26 protein-coding genes are annotated in these 22,626 nt (G+C 67.6%); 12 read left to right on the top strand and 14 right to left on the bottom strand.

Annotated features, from left to right (window positions below):
• Positions 1–193: 193 nt before the first annotated feature.
• The 4 genes from C556_RS0100955 to loiP form a co-directional block, all read right to left on the bottom strand.
• Positions 194–976 (bottom strand): YaeF family permuted papain-like enzyme, encoded by a 783-nt coding sequence (locus C556_RS0100955; RefSeq protein ID WP_018746349.1) that lies wholly within the window; start codon positions 974–976, stop codon positions 194–196.
• Positions 977–1,265: 289 nt separating this feature from the next.
• The gene (gene aceK, locus C556_RS0100950; protein WP_085951134.1) at positions 1,266–3,038 is read right to left on the bottom strand and encodes a bifunctional isocitrate dehydrogenase kinase/phosphatase; all 1,773 of its coding nucleotides are present in this window, start codon (positions 3,036–3,038) and stop codon (positions 1,266–1,268) included.
• A 182-nt stretch (positions 3,039–3,220) separates the two neighbouring features.
• A complete protein-coding gene (locus C556_RS0100945) occupies positions 3,221–3,436 on the bottom strand; it encodes a hypothetical protein (RefSeq protein WP_018746347.1) in 216 nt (71 codons plus the stop codon).
• Positions 3,437–3,677: 241 nt separating this feature from the next.
• Entirely contained in the window at positions 3,678–4,433 is a 756-nt protein-coding gene (gene loiP / locus C556_RS0100940; protein ID WP_018746346.1) for a metalloprotease LoiP, read from the bottom strand.
• A gap of 205 nt (positions 4,434–4,638) precedes the next feature.
• Between loiP and C556_RS0100935 the strand changes: the two genes are divergently transcribed.
• Both C556_RS0100935 and C556_RS0100930 read left to right on the top strand, forming a co-directional pair.
• The gene (locus tag C556_RS0100935; RefSeq protein ID WP_018746345.1) at positions 4,639–5,475 is read left to right on the top strand and encodes a class I SAM-dependent methyltransferase; all 837 of its coding nucleotides are present in this window, start codon (positions 4,639–4,641) and stop codon (positions 5,473–5,475) included.
• Complete coding sequence (locus C556_RS0100930; RefSeq protein ID WP_018746344.1) at positions 5,472–6,719, top strand: TIGR03862 family flavoprotein; 1,248 nt, start codon at positions 5,472–5,474, stop codon at positions 6,717–6,719. The genes C556_RS0100935 and C556_RS0100930 overlap by 4 nt, the downstream gene beginning before the upstream one ends.
• 129 nt (positions 6,720–6,848) lie before the next feature.
• Here the strand turns inward: C556_RS0100930 and C556_RS0100925 are convergent, their stop codons facing one another.
• Both C556_RS0100925 and C556_RS0100920 read right to left on the bottom strand, forming a co-directional pair.
• Positions 6,849–7,364, bottom strand: a complete 516-nt coding sequence (locus C556_RS0100925; protein WP_018746343.1) for a hypothetical protein — start codon at positions 7,362–7,364, stop codon at positions 6,849–6,851.
• Positions 7,365–7,516: 152 nt separating this feature from the next.
• Positions 7,517–7,720, bottom strand: a complete 204-nt coding sequence (locus tag C556_RS0100920) for a SlyX family protein (RefSeq protein ID WP_018746342.1) — start codon at positions 7,718–7,720, stop codon at positions 7,517–7,519.
• Between the two features lie 125 nt (positions 7,721–7,845).
• On the opposite strand from C556_RS0100920, the gene C556_RS0100915 reads away from it, so the two are divergent.
• From C556_RS0100915 to C556_RS0100885, 7 genes are all read left to right on the top strand, one after another.
• Positions 7,846–9,096, top strand: coding sequence for an Hsp70 family protein (locus C556_RS0100915; RefSeq protein WP_018746341.1), 1,251 nt, complete (start codon positions 7,846–7,848; stop codon positions 9,094–9,096).
• Positions 9,097–9,459: 363 nt separating this feature from the next.
• On the top strand, positions 9,460–9,942 hold the full coding sequence (locus C556_RS0100910; protein WP_018746340.1) for a YaiI/YqxD family protein: 483 nt from the start codon (positions 9,460–9,462) through the stop codon (positions 9,940–9,942).
• A gap of 272 nt (positions 9,943–10,214) precedes the next feature.
• Positions 10,215–10,547, top strand: a complete 333-nt coding sequence (locus tag C556_RS0100905; RefSeq protein ID WP_018746339.1) for a hypothetical protein — start codon at positions 10,215–10,217, stop codon at positions 10,545–10,547.
• Entirely contained in the window at positions 10,534–10,983 is a 450-nt protein-coding gene (locus tag C556_RS0100900; protein ID WP_018746338.1) for a DUF2127 domain-containing protein, read from the top strand. The genes C556_RS0100905 and C556_RS0100900 overlap by 14 nt, the downstream gene beginning before the upstream one ends.
• A gap of 67 nt (positions 10,984–11,050) precedes the next feature.
• On the top strand, positions 11,051–11,539 hold the full coding sequence (locus C556_RS0100895; RefSeq protein WP_018746337.1) for a M48 metallopeptidase family protein: 489 nt from the start codon (positions 11,051–11,053) through the stop codon (positions 11,537–11,539).
• Between the two features lie 409 nt (positions 11,540–11,948).
• A complete protein-coding gene (locus C556_RS21990; RefSeq protein WP_083930262.1) occupies positions 11,949–12,287 on the top strand; it encodes a BON domain-containing protein in 339 nt (112 codons plus the stop codon).
• Between the two features lie 173 nt (positions 12,288–12,460).
• Positions 12,461–12,775, top strand: a complete 315-nt coding sequence (locus C556_RS0100885; protein WP_026262701.1) for a FlxA-like family protein — start codon at positions 12,461–12,463, stop codon at positions 12,773–12,775.
• A gap of 69 nt (positions 12,776–12,844) precedes the next feature.
• Here C556_RS0100885 and C556_RS0100880 read toward each other — a convergent pair whose 3' ends face one another.
• Together C556_RS0100880 and C556_RS0100875 are read right to left on the bottom strand one after the other, a co-directional pair.
• Entirely contained in the window at positions 12,845–14,215 is a 1,371-nt protein-coding gene (locus tag C556_RS0100880) for an HD-GYP domain-containing protein (protein WP_018746334.1), read from the bottom strand.
• Positions 14,216–14,411: 196 nt separating this feature from the next.
• Complete coding sequence (locus C556_RS0100875) at positions 14,412–15,161, bottom strand: hypothetical protein (RefSeq protein WP_018746333.1); 750 nt, start codon at positions 15,159–15,161, stop codon at positions 14,412–14,414.
• Positions 15,162–15,179: 18 nt separating this feature from the next.
• On the opposite strand from C556_RS0100875, the gene C556_RS22680 reads away from it, so the two are divergent.
• Positions 15,180–15,338 carry a hypothetical protein gene (locus C556_RS22680; RefSeq protein WP_157235676.1) on the top strand — a complete coding sequence of 53 codons (159 nt, stop codon included), beginning with the start codon at positions 15,180–15,182 and terminating at the stop codon, positions 15,336–15,338.
• A gap of 68 nt (positions 15,339–15,406) precedes the next feature.
• On the opposite strand, the gene C556_RS0100870 is transcribed toward C556_RS22680, so the two are convergent.
• On the bottom strand, positions 15,407–15,625 hold the full coding sequence (locus C556_RS0100870; protein ID WP_018746332.1) for an RNA-binding S4 domain-containing protein: 219 nt from the start codon (positions 15,623–15,625) through the stop codon (positions 15,407–15,409).
• Positions 15,626–15,896: 271 nt separating this feature from the next.
• Here C556_RS0100870 and C556_RS0100865 point away from each other — a divergent pair, with 271 nt between their 5' ends.
• A complete protein-coding gene (locus C556_RS0100865; protein WP_018746331.1) occupies positions 15,897–17,744 on the top strand; it encodes an ABC transporter ATP-binding protein in 1,848 nt (615 codons plus the stop codon).
• A 99-nt stretch (positions 17,745–17,843) separates the two neighbouring features.
• Here C556_RS0100865 and C556_RS18755 read toward each other — a convergent pair whose 3' ends face one another.
• Positions 17,844–18,245, bottom strand: a complete 402-nt coding sequence (locus tag C556_RS18755; RefSeq protein WP_018746330.1) for a phosphorylase family protein — start codon at positions 18,243–18,245, stop codon at positions 17,844–17,846.
• 44 nt (positions 18,246–18,289) lie between these two features.
• Positions 18,290–18,436 carry a hypothetical protein gene (locus C556_RS23700; RefSeq protein WP_018746329.1) on the bottom strand — a complete coding sequence of 49 codons (147 nt, stop codon included), beginning with the start codon at positions 18,434–18,436 and terminating at the stop codon, positions 18,290–18,292.
• A 191-nt stretch (positions 18,437–18,627) separates the two neighbouring features.
• Here C556_RS23700 and sstT point away from each other — a divergent pair, with 191 nt between their 5' ends.
• Complete coding sequence (gene sstT / locus C556_RS0100855) at positions 18,628–19,869, top strand: serine/threonine transporter SstT (protein WP_018746328.1); 1,242 nt, start codon at positions 18,628–18,630, stop codon at positions 19,867–19,869.
• A gap of 171 nt (positions 19,870–20,040) precedes the next feature.
• Here sstT and C556_RS0100850 read toward each other — a convergent pair whose 3' ends face one another.
• The 3 genes from C556_RS0100850 to C556_RS18750 all read right to left on the bottom strand — a co-directional run bounded on the left by C556_RS0100850 (position 20,041) and on the right by C556_RS18750 (position 22,436).
• Complete coding sequence (locus C556_RS0100850) at positions 20,041–20,694, bottom strand: DsbA family oxidoreductase (protein ID WP_018746327.1); 654 nt, start codon at positions 20,692–20,694, stop codon at positions 20,041–20,043.
• A gap of 53 nt (positions 20,695–20,747) precedes the next feature.
• Positions 20,748–21,116, bottom strand: coding sequence for a cysteine-rich CWC family protein (locus tag C556_RS21985; protein WP_083930196.1), 369 nt, complete (start codon positions 21,114–21,116; stop codon positions 20,748–20,750).
• Between the two features lie 96 nt (positions 21,117–21,212).
• Positions 21,213–22,436: a glycoside hydrolase family 18 protein gene (locus C556_RS18750; protein WP_018746325.1), complete on the bottom strand. Its 1,224-nt coding sequence runs from the start codon at positions 22,434–22,436 to the stop codon at positions 21,213–21,215.
• Between the last annotated feature and the right edge of the window lie 190 nt (positions 22,437–22,626).

Genomic DNA, 22,626 nt, shown 5'->3' with positions numbered 1-22,626 from the left:
ACGCGGGGCTCCTTTTCTTTGGTTCGTTTCTTTTGGAGAAGCAAAAGAAATGAACCGGCCCGCCCGGTCGCGAAGGGCATCAAACAACCCGCGCCGCAGGCGCTCAGCGTTTCAGGTGTTGCAGTTGACGTTGAAGTGGCAGTTGAAGTGGCAATCGCAGTCGCAGTCGCAGTCGGCAATCCGCCAACAACAACTACTCCCTCGCCGCCACCCGCGGATCCTGCACCGTCTCCAAAAACTTCAAATGCCCCAGATACACCAGCGGCTGCTCCACCCGCAACGACGACACATCCTCCTCCCGCATATGCAGGATGTCCGCCGGACTCAGCCAGCGCGGGTGCGCGTCGAGCAACGGCGCGCCGGCCACGCGGAAGGCTTCCAGCACGAACTGCGAGCAGAAGAAACGCTCGTTGTCCGGCGTGCCCAGCTGGATCGCCGCCACGCCGCGCAGGCAGGCATCGCGCACCAGCGACGGCACCAGCGGCAGTTCGCACAAGCGGCGCTCGACCGAGAACGGCGCCTGCAACAACACGCCCACGTAGTCGTAACGCTGGCCGACCCGCGCTTCGGCGAAGGCGCGCATCGCCGCGGTCTGCTCGGGGGTCAGGCCCTCGCGGCGGAACGCCACCACCACGGCTTCTTCGTCCAGCACGTCGGGGATGCTGCGCAGGCGCACGCCCTCGCCCACCGCCTCGGCCACCTGCCCGTCGCCGATGTAGAGCGCGGCGTGGCTGACCGGCGCCAGGGTGAACATGCGGATGCCGGCGGAGGTGATGCCGTCGGAGGCGGACAACAGGATGTCGCCGGCTTGCAGCGCGTCGGCGGAGATCAGTAAACCGCCATTCTCGGGACTGAGCCCCGCCTTCTGGAACGCCACCCGCTTCGGCGCCTCGGCGGTGGCGCCGGGGCGCATTTCGGTGGCGCAGGCGGTGAGCAACAACAGACAGGTCAGTAACAGACAGCGGAAGACGCGCATGGCAAATGAGCGGAACGGAACGAGGCGTGCAGCTTAGCAGAGGGCTGGGGCGAACTTCGAACCCCAAACCCCAAACCCCACGTCTTGAAACACAGAGGGCACAGAGAACACGGAGATTCACAGAGAAAAACGAGGTAAGGCAGGGCGGTTCATGCACGTGTTCTTTCAGGCGGGGCGCTACGCTTCGACCGTGGACAAAACAGCTTTCCCGCTCAAGCCTTCCTCTGTGGAACTCCGTGTTCTCCGTGTCCTCTGTGTTTCAAGATTTGGGGTTTGAACTACCCCCCGCTCATCGCCTGAACCGTACCGCCGCCGGGTACGGGTAGAAATCCTCGACCACGCCGGCCTGGATGCGGGCCTTGGTCTGTTGCCAGAACTGCGGTTGCAGCAGGTCGGCGTGGTATTTCATGAAGGCGTCGCGCACTTCGGGGCGGGTGAGCAGGAAGGTGCCGAATTCCTCGGGGTAGACCTCGTTCTTGTGACCGGTGTACCACGCCTCGCCCGACAGTTCGTATTCCGGCGCCAGTGGCGGCGGAATGCGGCGGAAGTCGCAGTCGGTCATGTATTCGATTTCGTCGTAGTCGTAAAACACCACGCGGCCGGCGCGGGTGATGCCGAAGTTCTTGAACAGCATGTCGCCGGGGAAGATGTTGGCGATGGCCAGCTCGCGCAGCGCGTTGCCGTAGTCGCGCACCACGTCCTCGATCACCTCGGGCGCGGCGCTGTCCAGCAGCAGGTTCAGCGGCATCATGCGGCGCTCGATGTACAGGTGGCGGATCACCACGCTGTCGCCGTCCTCTTCCACCATCGACGGCGCCAGGGTGCGCAGGTCTTCCAGCACGGCGGGGTCGAAGCGCTCGCGCGGCAATGCCACGTCGGAGAACTCCAGCGAGTCGGCCATGCGCCCCACCCGGTCGTGGCGCTTCACCATCAGGTATTTCTCGCGCACCAGCTGGCGGGTGACGTCCTTGGGCGGCGGGATCACGTCCTTGATCACCTTGAATACGAAGGGGAACGACGGCAGCGTGAACACGATCATCACCATGCCCTTGATGCCGGGCGCGAACACGAAGCGGTCGGCGCTGTGGCGCAGGTGATGGAACAGCTCGCGGTAGAACATGGTCTTGCCCTGCTTGCCCAGCCCCAGCATGGTGTACAGCTCGGCGCGCGAGCTTTGCGGGATCAACTGTTGCAGGAAGCGCACGTAGGCCGATGGCACTTCCATGTCCACCAGGAAGTAGGCGCGCGACAGCGAGAACAGGTGGCGGATATGGCGCTGCTCGAACAGCGCGGCGTCCACGTACAGCTGGCCGGCATCGCTGCGGAACAACGGCAGCGCGAACGGGATCTCGTGGTCGCCGTTGACCGCGCGGCCGATCAGGTAGGCCGTCTTGCCGCGATAGAACGGCGAACTCAACACCTCGATGTGGGCGTTGAACGCCAGCCGCGGCCAGCGGCCCAGGTGGCGGCGCAGCGCGCGCAGCACCCGGCGCACGTCGCGCCGCAGATCCTCGAACGGCAGCTTCCAGCCGAAGTCGGCGATGATGCGCGCCACGGTGGCGGCGAGGTTGTCCGGACGCGGGTAGTAGCTGCGGTAGGTGGGGCGCTCGTCGGTCTCCAGGTATTCGGTGGAGACGGCGGGGCGGTAGAAGATGAAGTCGTTGTGAAAGTAGGTGCGGTGCAGGATGCGGCAGCACACCGAGTTGAAAAAGGTCTCGGCCAGTTCGGGCCGCTTGTGGTTGGCCAGCAGGCCGATATAGGCCGACTTGGCCTGCGCCCACACCGCGTCGGGCAGTGCTTCCGCGCCCTGCTCGCGCACCAGCCGCGCCGTGGTCTCGGCCACGCGGGTGTCGTAGAAGGCGATGCGGTCGCGCACCGCCTCGCTCTGCGCCACCGCGTCGCCGGCCTCGAAATGCGAGCGCGCCACCTGGCTGCTGGCGCGGAACAACAGGTAGTGATGGTCGAAACCGTCGAGGATGGTGCGCGCCAGCTCCTGCGCCTGGGCGCAGAGATCGATGCACGACGGCAAGCCTGGCGAGGGTCGGGGATGCGCGGGTTGCATGGCGGGCTCCGGAAGCGACGCTTCACTTTAGCCCGCCGCCCCGCCGTGCCGGAGATGGCGATATCCCGTAGCGGGGCGTTTGGCCGCTGCCGGGGCCCCGGCCCGATCCCGCCGGTCCGTGCGCCGGCGACGGGCACGAAAAAGCCGGGCTGGCAGCCCGGCTTGGCTGGCGTGGTGTCGGATCAGTCGACGATCTGCACCAGGCTGTCGAGTTCTTCCTCGGTCTTCTGGCCTTCGGGCCAGCAGACGCGGGCGCGGTGGCCGACCACCTTCAGCACGCGGCCGTCGTAGCGCTCGCGGCCGTCGAAACCGGCGACGCGATTGACGCGGTCGTTCACCGTGATCTGGTGATGGTTGCCGCGCACCATGTGGAACAGGGAAGCGAAAAACGAGTACATGATTTCACTCCTGGGGGGACGATATGTAGTATTGCTACGTAGTTTATCGTAGTTTTATTTCGGCTCCCAACCAGAATTTTCCGTAATTTTGTAACGTTTTTGGCCTGGATCAAACGGCCTCGCTGCCCTGCTCGAACCGACGTCGCCGTCTGGAAACGAGCAGGCCGCCGATAAACCCGGCGCCGCGACGCGGCATGAAAAAGGGCGGCCGAAGCCGCCCTGCTGCCGTACCGGATACCGCTTACTTTTCAGTGGCCAGACGGTTCTCGATGTTCTTGGCACGATCGGCCGACGCCGGGTGCGAGCTGAGCATGCTGTGCTGGCCACCGCTCAGCTTTTCCAGCTTCTGGAACGCGGTCACCAGGCCCTCGCGCTTCAGCTTCTTCTTGGTGAGCAGGTCGAACGAGAAGTTGTCGGCGTCCTTTTCCTGCGATTGCGAGAACTGCGCATTGATCAGCGCCTCGGTGAACTCGCCCAGCTCCGAGCCGGCCAGCGTGGTGACGGTGCCGTTGTTGGTGGAGCCGGCGGCGGTGCGCGCGGCCGAGACGGCGTAGGCGGTCTGCATCGCCTTCTTGGTGTGGCCCAATGCCACGTGGCCCATTTCGTGGCCGATCACGCCGATCACTTCGTCGTCGTCCATCAGATCCATCAGGCCGCTGTAGACGCGGATGCAGCCGTTGGCCATGGCCCAGGCGTTCACGTCCGAGGTGAGGTACACCTTGTAGTTCACCTTGCGGCCGTCGATCTCGGTGCCCAGCGCCTTGGCGATCTTGTCCATGCGCTTGCTGTACTTGTCCTTGGCCGGGGCGATCTTCGATTTGGCATCGCTTTGCTCGCAGGCCTGGTCGGCCAGGCTCTTCACGTCGGCATCGCTCAGCGTGGCGGCCTGCAACGCCTGCGAACCCGCCTTGAGCATGCCGCCCAAGTCGAGAGCATGGGCGGCCGGGGCCAGCCACAGGGTGGCGCACAGCGCCAGGACGAGGGAACGACAGTTCATGGGGTATCTCCTGGAGGAACGGTGTAAATCGGATGGAGGCGGATGATAAGGAATGGTAGTCACCCAGTCTGTATCGAAAAGCAACACGTAAGTATGGCGTGAGGATGGCCGCCCACCGTCGCGCCGGCAGGGGCTCGCCGCGCGGGAACGGTAGAATGGCGGCCATCGCGCCGCGCGGCCCCGCCGCCCGTGCCCAGGAATCGCCATGACCGACAAATACGACATCCGGCCCGGCCAATCGGTCGAGCTGCTCAAGCAACTGCACATCCTCACCCGCGACGGCAAACTCAACCAGGACAGCCGACGCAAGCTCAAGCAGGTGTACCACCTGTTCAACTTCATCGAGCCGCTGCTGGAAACACTGGTGGCCGATCACGCCGAACTCACGCTGGTCGACCACGGCGCCGGCAAGAGCTACCTGGGTTTCATCCTTTACGACCTGTTCTTCAAGGATCGCGCGCCGCAGGGGCGGCTGTACGGCATCGAGACGCGCGACGAGCTGGTGAAGTCGTCGATGGCGCTGGCGCAGAAGCTGGGCTTCGCCGCCGGCATGCGCTTTTACAACCTGTCGGTGGCCGAATCGATCACCTCGGATTGCCTGCCGCCGCAGGTCGATATCGTCACCGCGCTGCACGCCTGCAACACCGCCACCGACGACGCCATCCGCTTCGCACTGGAAAAACGCGCGCGCTATATCGTGCTGGTGCCGTGCTGTCAGGCCGAGGTCGCCGCCGAGCTGAAGAAGCACAAGGCGCAGGCGCTGAAATCGCCGCTGGCCGAGCTGTGGCGCCATCCGATCCACACCCGCGAATTCGGCGCCCAGATCACCAACGTGCTGCGCTGCCTGGAGCTGGAAGCGCACGGCTACCAGGTGACGGTGACCGAGCTGGTGGGCTGGGAGCATTCGATGAAGAACGAGCTGATCGTCGCCGAATACAAGGATCTGCCGCGCGCCAAGGCACAGGCGCGGCTGAACGAACTGCTGGACACGCTGGGGCTGGACGCGCTGCGTCAGCGCTTCGGCGCCTGCGAGGCCGCGTGACCGCGCCACGCGTGGCGGTGATCGGCGGCGGCCCGGCCGGGTTGATGGCCGCCGAGACGCTGCTGGCCGGCGGCGCCCGCGTCGACGTCTACGACGCCATGCCGTCGCTGGGCCGCAAGTTCCTGCTGGCCGGGGTCGGCGGCATGAACATCACCCACTCCGAAGCGCTGGAACCGTTCCTGGACCGCTATGGCGCCGGCCGCGCCGCGCTGGAGCCCGCGATCCGCGCCTTCGATCCGCCCCGGCTGCGCGAATGGATCCACGGCCTGGGCGTGGAAACCTTCGTCGGCAGCTCCGGCCGGGTGTTCCCGCGCGAGATGAAGGCCGCGCCACTGCTGCGCGCCTGGCTGCACCGACTGAAGCAGGCCGGGGCCACTCTGCATGCGCGCCATCGCTGGCTGGGCTGGGGCGACGACGGCGCGCTGCGCTTCGCCACGCCCGGCGGAGAGATCGCCGGGCGCCCCGACGCCACGCTGCTGGCGCTGGGCGGCGCCAGTTGGAAGAAACTGGGTTCGGACGGCGCCTGGCTGCCATGGCTGGCCGCGCGCGGCGTCGCCACCGCGTCGTTCCAGCCGAGCAATTGCGGCTTCGATGTCGGCTGGAGCGACTTCTTCGCCGCCAAGTTCGCCGGTGCGCCGCTGAAGGGCGTGTGCCTGAGCTTCACCGACGGCGACGGTCGCAGCGAGCGGCGCCAGGGCGAATTCGTCGTCACCGGGGGCGGCGTCGAAGGCAGCCTGATCTATGCGTTCTCCGCCCGACTGCGCGATGAGATCGCACGCAGCGGCCACGCCCGCATCGAGCTGGACCTGTTGCCGCAACGCGAGCTGACCCAGGTGGAAACGGCGCTGCGCACGCCGCGCGGTGCCGATTCGCTGGCCAATCACCTGCGGCGCAAGCTGGGGGTGGAAGGGGTCAAGGCCGGCCTGCTGCGCGAGTGCACGCCCAAGGCGGTACTGGACGATCCGGCGGCGCTGGCGCGCGCGCTGAAGGCGCTGCCGCTGATCCTGAAAGCACCGCGCCCGATCGACGAGGCGATCAGCAGCGCCGGCGGCGTGGCGTTCTCCGCCGTGGACGAACACTGGATGCTGCGCGCCCTGCCCGGCGTGTTCTGCGCCGGCGAGATGCTCGATTGGGAAGCGCCCACCGGCGGCTACCTGCTCACCGCCTGCTTCGCCACCGGCCGCGCCGCCGGAGCGGGCGCGCTGGCCTGGCTGGCGGCGCGCCAAGACGGATCGGGCCACTGAATCGCGCCACAACCGGATTCCTTTGCCCACGCTGGCCGGCGGTAGCGCCCCTGCACCTCGCCGCCGGCCAACCGCTGCCGCGCGCAACGGCACTACCGTCACGCACGGCTCATCCGGTGCCAACCCGTATCAGGAACGTTGCCGCCAGGTATCGCTGAGCACTTCGCTCTTGTCCGCCTTGGGCCCGCACGGGTAATCCTGGAACACGCTGCCGCGCTCGTCGGCGCACTCGTAGATGCGCACCGCCGCCACCTGGGTAGCCCGGGCATGCTCGCGTTCCGGCGCCGCTTCGGTGCCTTCCTGCCGCGGCGCGCTGTCGGCCAGTGGTTCGTCCGGCCCGGCAGCGGGCGGCGCCTCGGCAAGCAGCTGGTCCGCGTCGACCAGCTTGGCTTCGGCCTGGGCGCTGCGCGCCGGCTCGATCGTGTCGCGCTGGGCGGGCGCGGTGGCCAGCACCGCGGGAGTGGGCAGCAGCACCGGCGCGTCGGGGTCGAGCTTCGGGCGCAGGATTTCCGGCGGCTGGCCAGCGGCGATCACCGGCTCGGCGTGGCGCAGGCTGCGCCAGTCCGTCGCGGCGGACAAGCTGAACGCCAGCGCACTCATGGCCGCCAGCGAGATCGGGACAAACAACAGGTAGGTCGAGCGCATTGCGGGTTCCCCCACTCATTCCACGCTGCGAATTCTTCCTGTTCTCTTTAGCACCCGGCATCGGCCACCAGCCCGGAATCGTGTAGGAATCAACGACATACGGGACAGGCGGCCACCCGCACCCACCGTCGGTCGCCGCTGGCGACGCGCGGTCAGTAATGCGGCGGAATCTCCTCGGCGGGCGGACGGCGGCCGGCGCCGCTCTCCAGGCCTTGCACCAGGTCGTACAGCGCGCGCAGCTGGTTTTGCAGGGTGTCGATCTGCTGCTGCTGCCGCGCCACGGTGCGGTTGAGGGTGTCGAGCAGGTCGTCCTGGAACGCCAGCTTGATTTCCAGCTCGGTGAGACGGTTTTCCATGCGATGATCCAATGCGCTGCCTGGGCGATGTGCGCAGGATACCGCAGGCGGCGATTTGACTGCGGCCGCGCGCTGGCGTAGCGTCGCGCCCCCCTTTCCCGGCCCCGGCCCACCTTGCTATCGCCATGACCCACGCTTGCGGCATCGATTTCGGCACTTCCAACTCCACCGCGGCCCTGCACACCGCCACCGGCCCGCGCCTGCTGGCGCTGGAGGACGGCAAGGTCACGTTGCCGTCGGCGGTGTTCTTCAACCTGGACGAGGAATCGCTGTCGTTCGGCCGCGCCGCGCTGGGCGAATACCTGGACGGCTACGAAGGCCGGCTGATGCGCGCCATGAAGAGCCTGCTCGGCAGCGGCCTGATGGACCACGGCACCGAGGTCGCCGGGCGCATGCTGTCGTTCCGCGACCTGATCGGCTGCTTCATCGGCGAGGTGAAGCGGCGTGCCGAAGCGCAGGCCGGTCACTCGCTGGATGCGGTGGTGCTGGGCCGGCCGGTGCGTTTCGTCGACGACGACGAGGCCGCCGACCGCCTGGCGGAGCAGACCCTGGCCGGCATCGCGCGCGACCTGGGCTTCGCCGAGGTGAGCTTCCAGTTCGAGCCGATCGCCGCCGCGCACGATTACGAGCAGCGCATCGCCGGCGAGGAACTGACGCTGGTGATCGACATCGGTGGCGGCACCTCCGACTTTTCGCTGGTGCGGCTGTCGCCGCAACGGCGCGGCCGCGAGGATCGCGGCGCCGACCTGCTGGCCACCGCCGGCGTGCACGTCGGCGGGACCGATTTCGACAAGCGCCTGTCGCTGAGCACGGTGATGCCCGAGCTGGGCCTGGGCAGCACGCTGAAGAACGGCGCGGCGTTCCCCAACAGCGTGTTCTTCCAGCTGGCCACCTGGCACACCATCAACTTCGCCTATGCGCGGCGCGGCTGGCGCAACCTGCAGGAGCTGGCACCGGAAGTGACCGACCCGCGCCGCTTCGAACGGCTGCTGCGGGTGATCCGCGCCCAATCGGCTCACCACTTGGCGATGCGGGTGGAGGACACCAAGATCGCGTTGTCCGACGCGGCACAGGTCGCACTGCCGCTGCCCGAGGTGGAGGACGACCTCAGCCTGACGGTGGCGCGCGACGCGTTCGCCGCCAGCATCGCCGACGAGATCGCCGCGGTGGGCGCCGCCGCCGACCGCGCGTTGCAACAGGCCGGCCTCACCGCCGATCGCATCGACACGCTGTTCTTCACCGGCGGCGCCTCCGCCGTGCCGGCCCTGCGCGCCGCGCTGGCCGCGCGCTTTGTGGGCGCCCGCGTGGTGGAAGGCGACGCCTACGGCAGCGTGGGCACCGGGCTGGCGGTGGTGGCCGGGCAACGTTATCGGTAGGGGCCTGGATGACCGGCCCGCGCAAGTTGAAAAGCAACCAGCATCCAGCCCCCGGCCAAGCCGGGCGCTCAACGGCGGCGGTTCGCCAGCACCGGCCCCCCTTGATCGATTCCACTCCCCCCGCCCTCGCCGCCGCGCCTTGGAAGGCCATGCCTGCGGTGTGGCTTGGCCACCGTTGGCAAGCCCCCAGCAACGCTGGGTGCAACGCACTGCCGGTATGCCGGCACCGGCGCTTCCTACTTAACCCCACTCCCCCCGCCCTCGCCGCCGCGAGGGGGCCTCGCTCTCGCGGGACGTGCGCCGCGTTAACATGGGCCGGTTTTGACGAACCTCCCGCTTTCCGACCAGGGTAACTCCGCCGCGATGACCCAACCCGCTCCCACCGATACCCGCCCGCCGCAGATCTGGGTCGATGCCGACGCCTGCCCGCGCCCGATCAAGGAGATCCTATTCCGCGCCGCCGACCGGGCACGCATCCACGTGACGCTGGTGGCCAACCAGTTGCTGCATGTGCCGCCATCGCCGTGGCTGCACGCGTTGCAGGTGCCGCGCGGCTTCGACGTGGCCGACAACGAGATCGCCGCGCGCACAGCCCCCGGCGATCTGGTGATCACCGCCGACGTGCCGCTGGCCGCCGAGGTGGTGGACAAGGGCGCGCAGGTGCTCGACCCGCGCGGCGAGCACCTGACGCTGGAGAACATCCGCGAGCGGCTGAACCTGCGCGACTTCATGCAGGGCCTGCGCGACAGCGGCGTGGAAACCGGCGGCCCCGCCGCGTTGTCCACCGCCGACAAGCAGGCGTTTGGCCGCGCGCTGGATCAATGGCTGGGACGTCGGGGCCGATAGATCCGGGGCAGTTGAAAGTGGAATGGCATCAAGCCCCCGGCAAAGCCGGGCGCTCCACGACAGCTATTCGCCAGCACCGGCCCCCCTTGATCGACTCCACTCCCCCCGCCCTCGCCCCCGCGAGGGGGCCTCGCTTCGCTCGCAGTCATTGCGGCACGTGGCGCGTTCGGGTGGTCGGGTTGAAGGGGCACTTCCCGGTCAGGCCAGCATCTGCTGCGACGCCCGCACTCATGCGATAACTTGAATCGAACCGGCACGGCGCAGGAGCGGCAATGACACCCCAACAACGCGAACAGCAACACGAACAGCGCGAGCAGGCGCTGACGATGCAGGTGTTCTCGATCTCCGCCGGCATGGTGGGGGTGTGCCTGACGGGGATCGGGCTGCTGCGGCTGCTGGCCAGCCACAGCCATGTGGAAACGCTGGGCGACGACATCCTGGCCGCCGACTCGGTGCTGTTCATGCTGGCCTGCGTGCTGTCGTTCTGGTCGTTCAAGACCGACCGGCACCTCAAGGCGCTGCGACGCGCGGTGGATGCGGTGTTCCTGCTGGCGCTGGGCTGCATGGTGCTGGTGTGCGCGATGATCGCCTATGCGCTCGTCTGATCCCTACCTGCGCGGGGTGGCGCTGTTCGAGGCCGCCAAGGGCGCGCTGGTGCTGCTGGCGGGCGGGGGGCTGCTGGCCCTGATCCACTGGCAGGCCCAAGCCTTGGCTGAACATCTGGTGCGCCACCTGCACCTGAACCCGGCCAGCCGCTATCCCCGCATCTTTCTCGACGCGGCGGCGCAGGCGACCAATGCCCGGCTCTGGGCCCTGGCGGCGTTGGCGGCCGGCTATGCGGCGCTGCGGTTTGCCGAGGCATGGGGCCTGTGGCAACGGCGGCGCTGGGCCGAATGGCTGGCCGCGCTGAGCGGCGGCATCTATCTGCCGCTGGAGCTGTACGGGTTGTGGCGACACCCCGGCTGGCTGGAGCTGGCGCTGATGCTGCTCAACGCCGCCATCGTCGGCTACATGGCGCGCCTGCTCGCCACCCGGCATTAGGGCGAATCGACCTTCGCAGCCGCGCCCGGGTGTCGATTCGCTCTGGTGCGGCAGTACAATCGCGCCCATGTCGCTGCCCTACCTCGCCGGTTATCCACCCCACCTGCTCGACCAGATCCAGACGCTGCTGCAACGCGGCGAGCTAGGCGACTGGGTGCGACGGCGCCACCCCGGCCCGCACGAGGTCCAGACCGATCGCGCGCTGTACGACTACGTGATGGCGCGCAAGCAGCGCTTCCTCAAGAACGCGCCCGCACCGGCCAAGGTGCTGTACGACAATCAGCTGGACCTGATCGGCGGCACGCTGGGCTCCAACACCTACGCCAGCCGGGTGCAGGGCAACCGGCTCAAGCGCAAGAACGAGATCCGCATCGCCAGCCTGCTGCGCGAGGCGTCGGAGCCGCTGCTGGAAATGCTGGTGGTGCACGAGCTGGCGCATCTCAAGGTGAAGGACCACGACAAGGCGTTCTACCAACTGTGCTGCCACATGCTGCCGGACTATCACCAGCTGGAGTTCGAACTGCGGGTGTGGCTGACCTGGCGCGAGCTGGGCTGAGCACGGCCGGCAAAAGCTATCTGGCGGCGCCGCGCTCGCTTGCCGCGCGGCTTGTACTGCCCATCGCCGGATGAATCCGGTCTGCCTTCCAGGACATTTCGCGCGCCTTGCCGGACCGCCACGCCGGGTTTTGTCGGCCGCTCCGGGAACTCGCCCCATCCACGTTTGTGACTGTCATGTTGCTGCAATACCGATTGCACACAATCGCGCGCAGCCGGCCCGTCGGGCCTGGTCCGAGCCGCATCCGCGGCAGAGGGCGGCTGACAAAACCCAGCGAAGCGATCCTGGCAAGAAGCGCGAAACGCAGACCGTACGCGTAGTACGGCAAGTTCAGCTCGGCGCCCGCGCGCGACGACGCCAGGAGGGTTTTGTTAGCCGCTCTCAAACCATGACTGAATCGGGGATCAAGATGAACACCACCAAGACTCGCCTGGGCCTGACCGCCTGCCTGCTGACCGCCATCCTGGCCACCGCCTGCGCCAGCGCGCCGGAGCAGAAGACCGCCGCCCCGGCACCGGCCGCCGCGCCCGCGCCGCTGAAGGACGAAGCGCTGGCCAAGGCCGTGAAGACCGCGCTGGACGCCGATGCGGACATCGCCAGGTTCGACCTGAAGGTCAGCGGCAAGGGCGAGGACGTCACCATTGAAGGCGCCACCGACACCGGCGTGCAGATGGCCCAGGCCGGCATGATCGCCGAGAAGGTGCCGGGCGTGCGCTACGTGATGAACAACATCCAGCCGCGCGACTGAGCGATCCGCGCTGTGTCGAAAAGGCGTGCCCGGCACGCCTTTTTCTTTTCCAAACAAGGGATTGAACCATTCAGGGATGGCCCTTCGATCGAGCGCTTGCCGCGATGCCACCGTGCGAGGAAGCTTGAATTGAGCCCGGCATCGCGGCCGGGTGCATGGAGGGCGGAAACCAGATGGACGTGGGCGGCATTTCCTCTTTGGGCGGCACTGCGGCCCTCGGTGTTCAGGGCGTGCAAGGCAGCGACCGCACCGCGCAGTTGCGCGCGCAGCTGGTCCAGCTCCAGGCGCAACTGGCCCAGGCGCAGCAGGATCGCTCGCTCACGGAAGAACAGCGCGCCGCCAGGGTGGAGAAACTCGAGAAGCAGATCGAGGCGATCCGCCAGGAAATCGCCCGTGCCGCACAACAGCGCAGCGACGACCAGGAAACCTCCGGTGCCACCACCACGCAGCGCTTGGGCGTGGGCGTATTGATCGACGATTACGCCTAGCGCGGCGCCGCCAGGAAGGTGGGCCAACGACTCATCGGCGGCGCGCCGGCCGCTACCCAGCGGTGGCGGTCAACTCGCCAGCGCGGCCTCCCTGCTTTCCACACTCGGCGCTTCCCGCGCCAATACCCGACGCAAGGCCGCGAAGCACTGCGGATCGATGGCGCTGCCGATGCCCAGTTCCATCAGCGCCAGGGTGTGCGCGACCGTGGCGGGCGGGTGGTAGGGCCGCTCGGCGCTGATGGCGTCGAAAATGTCGGCCACGGTGATGATGCGGGTTTCCAGTTCGATCTCGTCGCCGGCCAGTCCACGCGGATAGCCCGCGCCGTCCAGTCGTTCGTGGTGTGCGGCGGCGACGCGCGCCAGCGCTTCCAACGGGCCGATGCGGCCCAGGATCTGCTCGGTGTAGCCGGCGTGGCGCTGCACCGCCGCCCACTCGTCGGCGTCCAGTTTTCCCGGCTTATCGAGCACCGAATTGCTGACACCCAGCTTTCCAACATCATGCAGCAGCGCGGCGCGCTTCAGCCAGCGCCGACGCGCCGCCGGCAGCCCCAGTTCCTCGGCGATCAGGTCGGTGTAGTGCGCCACCCGCGCGCTGTGACCGGCAGTGAACGGGCTCTTGGCATCGACCACTTCGCCGAAGGCGGCGGCGATCTGGTCCAGGTAGTCGTCGTCGAGCACGATTTCGGCGTGGGCCGGCGCCAGCGCGGCCACCACTTCGTCCAGCTCGGGATCGGCCAGCGCGGCCCAGAAGGTCGGCGCGGCGGCGACCATCTCGAAGGCGCCGACCAGCGCCGGATCGAACCAGCTGCCGGCGCGCTGGTGGATTTCGTCCAGCGCGGCGTCGGGCCCGCCGGAGAAATGGAACACGTCGATCACCTGCGCCAGCAACGCGATGCGCGCGTTGAGCGGGATCGCCTCGCCGGCCAGGCCCCGCGGCCGGCCACCACCGTCGTGGTGTTCGTCCAGCGCGTGGATGCCCTCGGCCACCGTTTCCGGGAAGCGCAGCCGCCGCGCGATGTCGGCGCCGCGCTCGCAGCGGGTCTGGATCAGCTCCTGGGCGATGTCGCCGCCGTTGCGCAGGATATTGAGCAACGCCGCCAGCCGCCGCGACCAGCCGGCATTGCGCCCGGTACGGGTGACGACGAAGCCCAGCAGCGCCGCCATCCCGGCGCCCGCCAGCTTGAAGTCGTGCTTGAACGAGCGGTCGTCGGCCAGGTACAGCTCGCAGATGCGCGCGGCGTTGCTGCTGCACCCCAGATCCTTGAGCAGCAGGGTGTAATACAGCGACCACAGCCGATCCGGCGGCAACTGCAATTGCCGGCCGATCTGCATGCCGATCCAGCAGCAGCGCACGCAATGGCCCTCGGGCTGTCCCTCGGTGAGGTCCAGCGCATAGCTGAACGAGGCGATCAGCTCGGCGAGCTTGAGCGAAGTGGCCATGGGTCTCCAGGTAGCGCTGGGCCGTTCCGGTGCGCCAGGATGGGGCGGAAAGGTCGGCCGCGCGCGATGTAAGCTTACGAATGCTAGAGCAGTCGCCCCCTTCCGTCCATGAGGATGGCTCGTTTCCTGACAAAACCAGCGACCATTGTCTGCAAATTCCCACACCCGCCACGGCATGCGGCGAAATCGCACCAAATCAGTGCGTTGCATCGCCCGCGGTGGCCTCGGCGACGCGCTGCATCTGCGCGACGATGCGATGGGCCACGTGGCCGAATGCGGCGACGAACCAGTCACGGTCGATGGCGACGCGATGCGTGGCGCCGTCGTCAGGGTCGCCGTAGTCCAGGTAGTCGATGACGATGCGGTCGGGCGTGGCGTAGCCGTGCTCGCCGAACAACGCCCACGCGGCTTCGACATCGGCGTCCTGGTCATCCGGGGGGAACACCAGCGGTACTTCTTCCGCCTGGTACGGCAAACGCGCCAGGCGGTCGGCGGCCAGGTCCAGGTCGTGCAGTTCCAGGCCGTTGAATTCGCACAGCCGCATGCCGCGCGGCGCATCGGGATCGCGCACCAGGATCTCGATCTCCCAGCCGGCCATGTGGGCGCGCCATTGCGCGAAATCGCGCGGCGACAGACGGGCACGCAATCCCTGCAAGGCGTCGAGGTAGCGATTGAACAGCTCGGCGTGGCCGGGTTCGTCGAGATAGGCGCTGTAGATGTTGACGGCGCGGGCTTCGCCGGCACGCCGCCCGGCCGGCCACGCGTAGCTGCCGGCGATGGCCTGCTCGGGCAGGGGCGGCAGCGGCAGTTCGATCGGGGCATCGACCAGCCCCAGCCATTTGCGGTGCGGCACCCGTCGCAGCCACTTGAACGAGGCGCTGATGGCCACGTCGCCGTGCTGGATGGCGAAGGGCGGGAAGGGCTGCTCGGGCGAACGCGGCATCATCGTGGGCTCCGCAGGTTAATGAAAACCATTGGCTATACGATGATGATCTTCCGCATTCACCTGGGCGAAATCCAGCGCCGCGCCTGCCATCCATCACCCGGAACGATGGAAATCTATCCAAATGTCATGAAAATGGCGGCACGCATAAGCTGCTGTTTTGCAAGCAGAAAGCCTTGATGTGCCGTGCAAAGTCCGGCATGAAATAGCCTGCCACCGCGGTGGTCGCATCGTGTGCCGGGTACTGCTCAACCGGCCACCACCTCGATTTCCACATCGTGCACCCGCACCCGCTGGCCGGGACGGATCTTGTTGGTCTTGCGCAGTTCCTGCGCGCCATCGACCGTCACCACGCCACTGGCGACCAGCGCCTTGCCGGCGCCGCCGCTGTCGACCACGCCGGCGATCTTCAACAGGTCGTTGAGGGCGATGTATTCGGTGGAGATTTCAACCTGGAGCAAGGGCATGGCCGGCCGCCGTGGGGAAAAGGGAAGGCGATGGTAGCAGCCGGGCGACGGCTCGGCGACGCGGCGGTGCAATCCGGCGGTCGAGGCCGCCGGTGGTGAGTGCGAATCGGGCCGGGCATAAGGCCACATCGTGGTCAGGACCGACAGGTTCGCAACGCCGGTCAAATTGAAACGCAGGCTTTACTTGAAGCAGCCATGTTGCTGGGTCAAGATGGGGTCCGGCCCGCAACGGGCTGATTTAAATGATCTTTAAAGTAAAAAGGTGTTCTCCTTGTTCAAATGGTTCGAGCAACGCGTCCATCCCTATCCGGACGCTCCCCCCGCCCAGCCGCCCACGGGCTTTTTCTCCTTCATCTGGGCCGGCACCGCCGGCATGCGCCCGCTGATCTTCGTGGTGATGCTGCTCACCGCCGGCATCGGCGCATTCGAGGCGCTGCTGTTCAGCATGCTCGGCTCGGTGGTCGACTGGCTGGGCGCCACGCCGCGCGACCAGCTGTGGGCCACCCAGCAGGGCAATCTGCTGCTGCTGGTCGCCATCCTGCTGGGCAGTCCGCTGCTGATCGCCTTGCAGGCGCTGTTCAAGTACCAGTCGCTGGCGGGCAACTTCCCGATGCGCCTGCGCTGGAACTTCCACCGCCACCTGCTCGGCCAGAGCATGAGTTTCTACCAGGACGAGTTCGCCGGCCGCGTCGCCACCAAGGTGATGCAGACGGCGCTGGCGGTGCGCGAAACGGTGATGATCGTCACCGACATCCTGGTGTTCGTGATCATCTACTTCGTCACCATGCTGGCGGTGGTCGGCGCCTTCGACTGGCTGCTGATCCTGCCTTTCCTGGGCTGGCTGGCGCTGTACATAGTGGCGGTGTGGTACTTCGTGCCGCGCCTGGGCAAGGCCGCCAGCGCGCAGGCCGACGCGCGCAGCCTGATGACCGGGCGCGTCACCGATGCCTACGCCAACATCGCCACGGTGAAGCTGTTCTCGCATGCCCAGCGCGAAGCCAGCTTCGTCAAGGGCGCGATGCAGGAATTCATGCAGACCGCCTACCGCCAGATGCGACTGGTGAGCGGCTTCGAGATCGTCAACCACACGCTGAGCATGCTGCTGCTGGCCGCCAGCGCCGGCGTCACGCTGTGGCTGTGGACGCGCGGCGAGGTCGGCGTGGGCGCGGTGGCCGCCGCCACCGCGATGGCGCTGCGGCTGAACGGGATCTCCCACTGGATCATGTGGGAGATGTCCAACCTGTTCGAGCAGATCGGCACGGTGCAGGACGGCATCACCACGCTGTCGCGCCCGATCGAGATCAACGACCGGCCGGACGCCCGCCCGCTCCAGGTGACGCGCGGCGAGATCCGGTTCGAGCAGCTCGACTTCAGCTACGGCAACGGCCAGCGGGTGATGGAGAACCTGAATCTGACGATCCGCCCCGGCGAAAAGGTGGGGCTGGTCGGCCGCTCGGGCGCCGGCAAGTCCACCCTGGTGAACCTGCTGTTGCGCTTCTACGACCTGGAGCGCGGTCGCATCCTGATCGACGGCCAGGACATCGCCGAGGTCACGCAGGACACCCTGCGCGCCCAGGTGGGCATGGTCACGCAGGATACGTCGCTGCTGCACCGCTCGGTGCGCGACAACCTGCTCTACGGCCGGCCCAACGCCAGCGACGAAGAGATGATCGCCGCCGCGCGCCGCGCCGAGGCGCACGACTTCATCCTGACGCTGACCGACCCCAAGGGCCGGCATGGCTACGAGGCGCACGTCGGCGAACGCGGGGTGAAATTGTCCGGCGGACAGCGCCAGCGCATCGCCATCGCCCGGGTGATGCTGAAGGATGCGCCGATCCTGCTGCTGGACGAGGCCACCAGCGCGCTCGACTCCGAGGTCGAGGCGGCGATCCAGGGCAGCCTGTACCGGCTGATGGAGGGCAAGACGGTGGTCGCCATCGCCCACCGGCTGTCCACCATCGCCGCGATGGACCGGCTGATCGTGCTCGACCGTGGCCGCATCGTCGAGGAAGGCAACCACGCCGCGCTGCTGGCGCACAACGGGCTGTACGCCCGGCTGTGGGCGCACCAGAGCGGCGGCTTCCTCGGCGAGGAGGCCGAAGACGAGGCGGCGGGCTGAGCGGTTCGCGCGCGACGGAAAACGGGGCCTGTCCGGGCCCCGTTTTTTTTTGGCCGGCTTCAGCCGTGCCAGGCCGACATCCCGATTACGACCAGCCCCTCACGCCAGCAGATAGTCGATCAACGTCTCCACGCCGCGCGTCATGTTGCGGATCGAGCCTTCGAAATCCCATTCGTCGTGCACCACAGTGGCAACGTTGGAAATCGCGCGCACCTGGTAGAAGCGCTGCCCGGCTTCCAGGCAGGCATGGAAGAACGCCGCGCCTTCCATGTTCTCGATGTCCACCTCCTGCGTCGCCACGAACGGCGCCAGCGCGGCGTTCATCGAGTTGCTGTGCGCCAGCGGCAACGGCGGATCGGCCGGCAGGTGCGGGCAGTGGAATACCGGCTGGTGATCGAAATCCATGTCCAGTTCCAGCCCGGACAGGTGACGGAAACCGCTCGGGGTGAAAAAGCCCAGGTCGGCCTCGCGCTCGCTGGCCACCAGCACGGTATCGCCCACCTTGTAGCGCGAATGCGGATAGCCCCCGGCGATGCCGGCCAGGATCAGACGTCGGGATGCCGCGTTTCGATCAAGCGGGTGGTGGCGACCGCGGCCGCCGTCAGGCCCACGCCGCAGAACGCGACCTCGGCGGCGGGATGGTGGAAGTATTTGGCTTCGGTGCGGGTGGGGAAGACGACGACGATGTGCATGGAACGCGCGGCCGGGGAAAACGTCGATTCTAGATCGAATGCCCCCGAGCCCGCGCGCCGCCTTGGCCGGTGGTATCGGTTCGGAAGCAAGCGCGGTTTTCCTCAGGCTCGACGGAATGACCCTTCCCCTATACTGGCCGACGCACCGATCGCGTCGCGCAGCCCTTCTCCACCCGCAACCGGACACACCGATGACCCAACCCTCTGGACTCCTCCGCTTCATCACCCATGGCAGCCTGGTGGCGCAGATCGTGGTCGGTCTGGTGCTGGGCATCGTGCTGGCGCTGCTGGCGCCCGGCGCGGCATCGGCCGCCGGCCTGCTCGGCTCGCTGTTCGTCGGTGCGCTGAAGGCGGTGGCGCCGCTGCTGGTGTTCGTGCTGGTGGCGTCGGCCATCGCCAACCATCGCCAGGGCCAGCGCACCAGCATCCGCCCCATCCTGCTGCTCTACCTGCTGGGCACGTTCTCCGCCGCGCTGGTGGCGGTGCTGCTGAGCTTCGCCTTCCCTTCCACGCTGGCGCTGGTCCAGCCGAAGGGCGGCATCGCGGCGCCGGCCAGCATCGTCGAGGTGCTGCGTGATCTGCTGATGAACGTGGTGGACAACCCGGTACACGCGCTGGGCAACGGCAATTTCATCGGCATCCTGGCGTGGGCGGTGGGCCTGGGGCTGGCGTTGCGCCACGCGGCCGACACCACCCGCCGCGCGCTGGACGATCTGGCGCATGCGGTCGGCGCCATCGTGCACGCGGTGATCCGGCTGGCGCCGCTGGGCATTCTCGGGCTGGTGGCCTCGACGCTGGCCGAAACCGGCTTCGGCACGCTGTGGGGCTATGCGCGGCTGCTGGCGGTGCTGATCGGCGGCATGCTGCTGGTGGCGCTGGTGATCAATCCGCTGATCGTGTTCTGGAAGCTGCGTCGCAATCCGTACCCGCTGGTGTTCACCTGTCTGCGCGAGAGCGGCATCACCGCCTTCTTCACCCGCAGCTCGGCCGCCAACATCCCCGTCAACCTGGAGCTGTGCCACAAGCTGGGCCTGCCGGAGGACACCTACGCGGTATCGATCCCGCTGGGCGCCACCATCAACATGGCCGGCGCCGCGGTGACGATCACGGTGCTGACGCTGGCCGCGGTGAACACGCTGAGCATTCCGGTGGACCTGCCGACCGCGCTGCTGCTGAGCGTGGTGGCGTCGATCTGCGCCTGCGGCGCCTCGGGCGTGGCCGGGGGCTCGCTGCTGTTGATCCCGCTGGCGTGCAGCCTGTTCGGCATCAACAACGATCTGGCGATGCAGGTGGTGGCGGTGGGCTTCATCATCAGCGTGTTGCAGGATTCCTGCGAAACCGCACTCAACTCCTCCACCGACGTGCTGTTCACCGCCGCCGCCTGCCGCGCGGAAGCGGCCAAGACGGATGTCGTAGAAAGCCCCACGTCTTGAACCACTGAGGACGGTGAGCACACGGAGTCGCACGGAGAAAACCGTCCCTTCGGGTGACGGGGTGGTCAGCCCGCAACGCACGGCTCATCACCTGATCCGATTGGCCTTTCTCTGTGACCCCTCTGTGTTCTCACCGCCCTCTGTGGTTCAAGGTTTAGGGTGACTCCCCAATCAACCCGCCGCCTCCGCCGCGATCTCCCGCAGCACGCGGGCGTAGGTTTCCGGCGGCTGGCCGCCCTGGATCAGGTAACGGTCGTTGACGATCACCGACGGCACGGCGGTGATGCCCTGCTGCTGGTAGAACTGCTCCTGCCGGCGCACGGCGTCGGCGTATTGCTCGCCTTGCAGGATCTCGCGCGCGGCGCCGCCGTCCAGGCCGATCGCCTGGACGATGCGTACGAGGGTGTCGTGGTCGCTGGGGTCGAGGCCGTCGGTGAAATACGCGGCGAACAGCGCCTGCTTCAGCGCCAGCTGCTGCGCGTCGCCCAGTTCACCGGCCCAGTGCAGCAGGCGGTGCGCGTCGAAGGTGTTGTAGATGCGTTCGCGCTCGCCGAAGGTGAAGCCCACGCTCTCGCCGCGCTGGCGCAGCGCTTCGTGGCTCTGGCGCAACTGCTCCTCGCCCATGCCGTACTTCTCGCCCAGGTGCTCGGCGAGCGATTGCCCGGTCGGGCCCATCTGCGGGTTGAGTTCGAACGGCTGGAAGTGCAGCGCCAGCGCCACCTCGTCGCCCAATTGCTCGGCGGCGCGTTGCAGGCCGTACAGGCCGACAGCGCACCACGGGCACGAGACATCGGAGACGAAATCGATCTTCAGGGGAGTGGACATGGCGGCACCTGCGCATGGGGTAAACCAGCAAGGTGCGGCCAGGCCGCCGCGCTTCAACCGTGTTCGGCGCCACGACCCGCCGACCGGCGCGCGATCTCGGCGTCGAGGCAGGCCGGGCACAGGCAGTCGCCGGCATCGGGCAGCGGCATCGCCGGCGGCGGGTCGACACACCAACATCCGCCGTCGCGACCACCGCTGCCGCAGGGGAAGTCGGCGCCACAACGCGGACAGCGCCGATGCCCCGCCGGGGGGAGCGCCCGCAACCGCGCCCAGACCGCCCGCTTGGCGTCGTCGTCCATCCGCGACCAGGCGGCGATCTCGTCCACGGTGCGGCGGCAGCCGACGCAGACGCCATCGTCGTCCAGCCGGCACAGGGCGACGCAGGGACTGGGGACGGTGGCGGGCGGAACAGGTTGGGACATGGCGGGCGTGGCACGACGGGAACGACGATCATGCCACGCCGCGCGCGGCGACATCGATCTTGGGAGACGCCCGAAGATCGACGGCGCGGCCCGCGCTCAATCCCTGAGGTAGTCGTCGAGCTTCTCGAACAGCTCGGCGTCGCGGTCCTGGGTGTATTCCCACACGGTCAGCCCGCCCAGGCGCTTTTCCTTGAGGTACTTCACCTTGTGCTTCAGGCTTTCCGCGTCCTCGTAGCTGATCATCACGTCGCCGTTGTACAACCACGGCGCCTTGCCGATGTCGTCCCAGTGGCGCACGTAGCCGGGCTTGCCGAGCACGTCCTTGCGGATGGTGTCCCAGCTCGGCGAGCCGCCCAGCGCCACGCCCTTGAACGGCTGGAACAGCCCGTCGGCCTGGTTGGCGACGCCGCTCCAGGCCGCGCCGTAGAACGGCACGCCCAGCAGCAGCTTGCGCGAGTCGATGCCGGCGTCCAGGTAGACGCGCATGCTCTGGTCGCTGCTCCAGCCGCCCCACGCCGGATCGTCGGTGCGCTGGTACAAGTTGGAGAAATGGCCGGTGGTGCTGCTCCAGCTGCCGTAGGCGCCATAGGCGGTGACGGTCAGGTAATCGACGCTGCGCGCGGCGCGTTGCAGGTCGTTCTTCTGCGCGAACCATGGGCTGGACGGCACTGCGGCGGTCATCTGGTATTTGCGGCCGGTCCTGGCGCCCAGGCGATCCAGCGCGGCGCGGGTTTCCTCCAGCAGCGCGATGTAGTTGTCGCGGTCCTTGGGGTCGGTCTTGATCGGCAGGCCCCAATCCGGGCCGACCGGGTACTGCCATTCGATGCCGATGCCGGACAGGTGATACCGCTCCACGTAGCCCAGCACGCTGGCGATGAAGCGGGCGCGGCCTTCGGGCGTCATCGCCATCTGCGAATAACCGTCGGCGGCCCAGCCACCGATCGACAGGTTCACCTTCAACTGCGGATAGCGTTTCTGCAACTTGGCTACTTCGTGCCACAGCTTGGTGAACGCCGGCGGGGTTTCGCCCTGCTGGTTGGGCGGCTGCGGCTCGACATCGCGCAGGTGGATGGTGCCGTCGGGACGGATCGATGCAAACGCCAGGTTCAGCTGGGTAATCAGGTCGCCGTCGATGTCCTTGGCCTTCCAGAAGCGGCCGTCGTCCATCGCCCAGGTGCGGATGTACGCGACCACTTCGGCACGCTGGCGGTCGCCGTGGCGGCTGGCTTCGACGGGGGTGTCGGCGGCGACGGCGAGTGGCGGCAGCACGCTGGCGCTGCACGCCAGCAGCAGGCCGGACAGGATGGTGCTTCGGTTCATGGATGCTCCTCTCGATTGGGGTTTTTTATGGGTCATGCCCAGGTCGATTAAAAGCATGCATCGCCGGTCCCGCAATATGCCGCCCAGTGCCGCCATCGCGGTTTTGCGCCGGATTCACAAGAATTTTCAAGAAGTTGCCGCCGCCGGTGCGGCCGGGCGTCCGATACCGTGTGCGTGCAGCGCGCTGCGT

The sequence above is a fragment of the Chitiniphilus shinanonensis DSM 23277 genome (genome assembly GCF_000374805.1).
GTDB classification, from domain to species: Bacteria; Pseudomonadota; Gammaproteobacteria; order Burkholderiales; family Chitinibacteraceae; genus Chitiniphilus; species Chitiniphilus shinanonensis.
The sequence above is the reverse complement of the archived record's forward strand: the minus strand, read 5'-3'. Positions and strand labels throughout refer to the sequence as shown.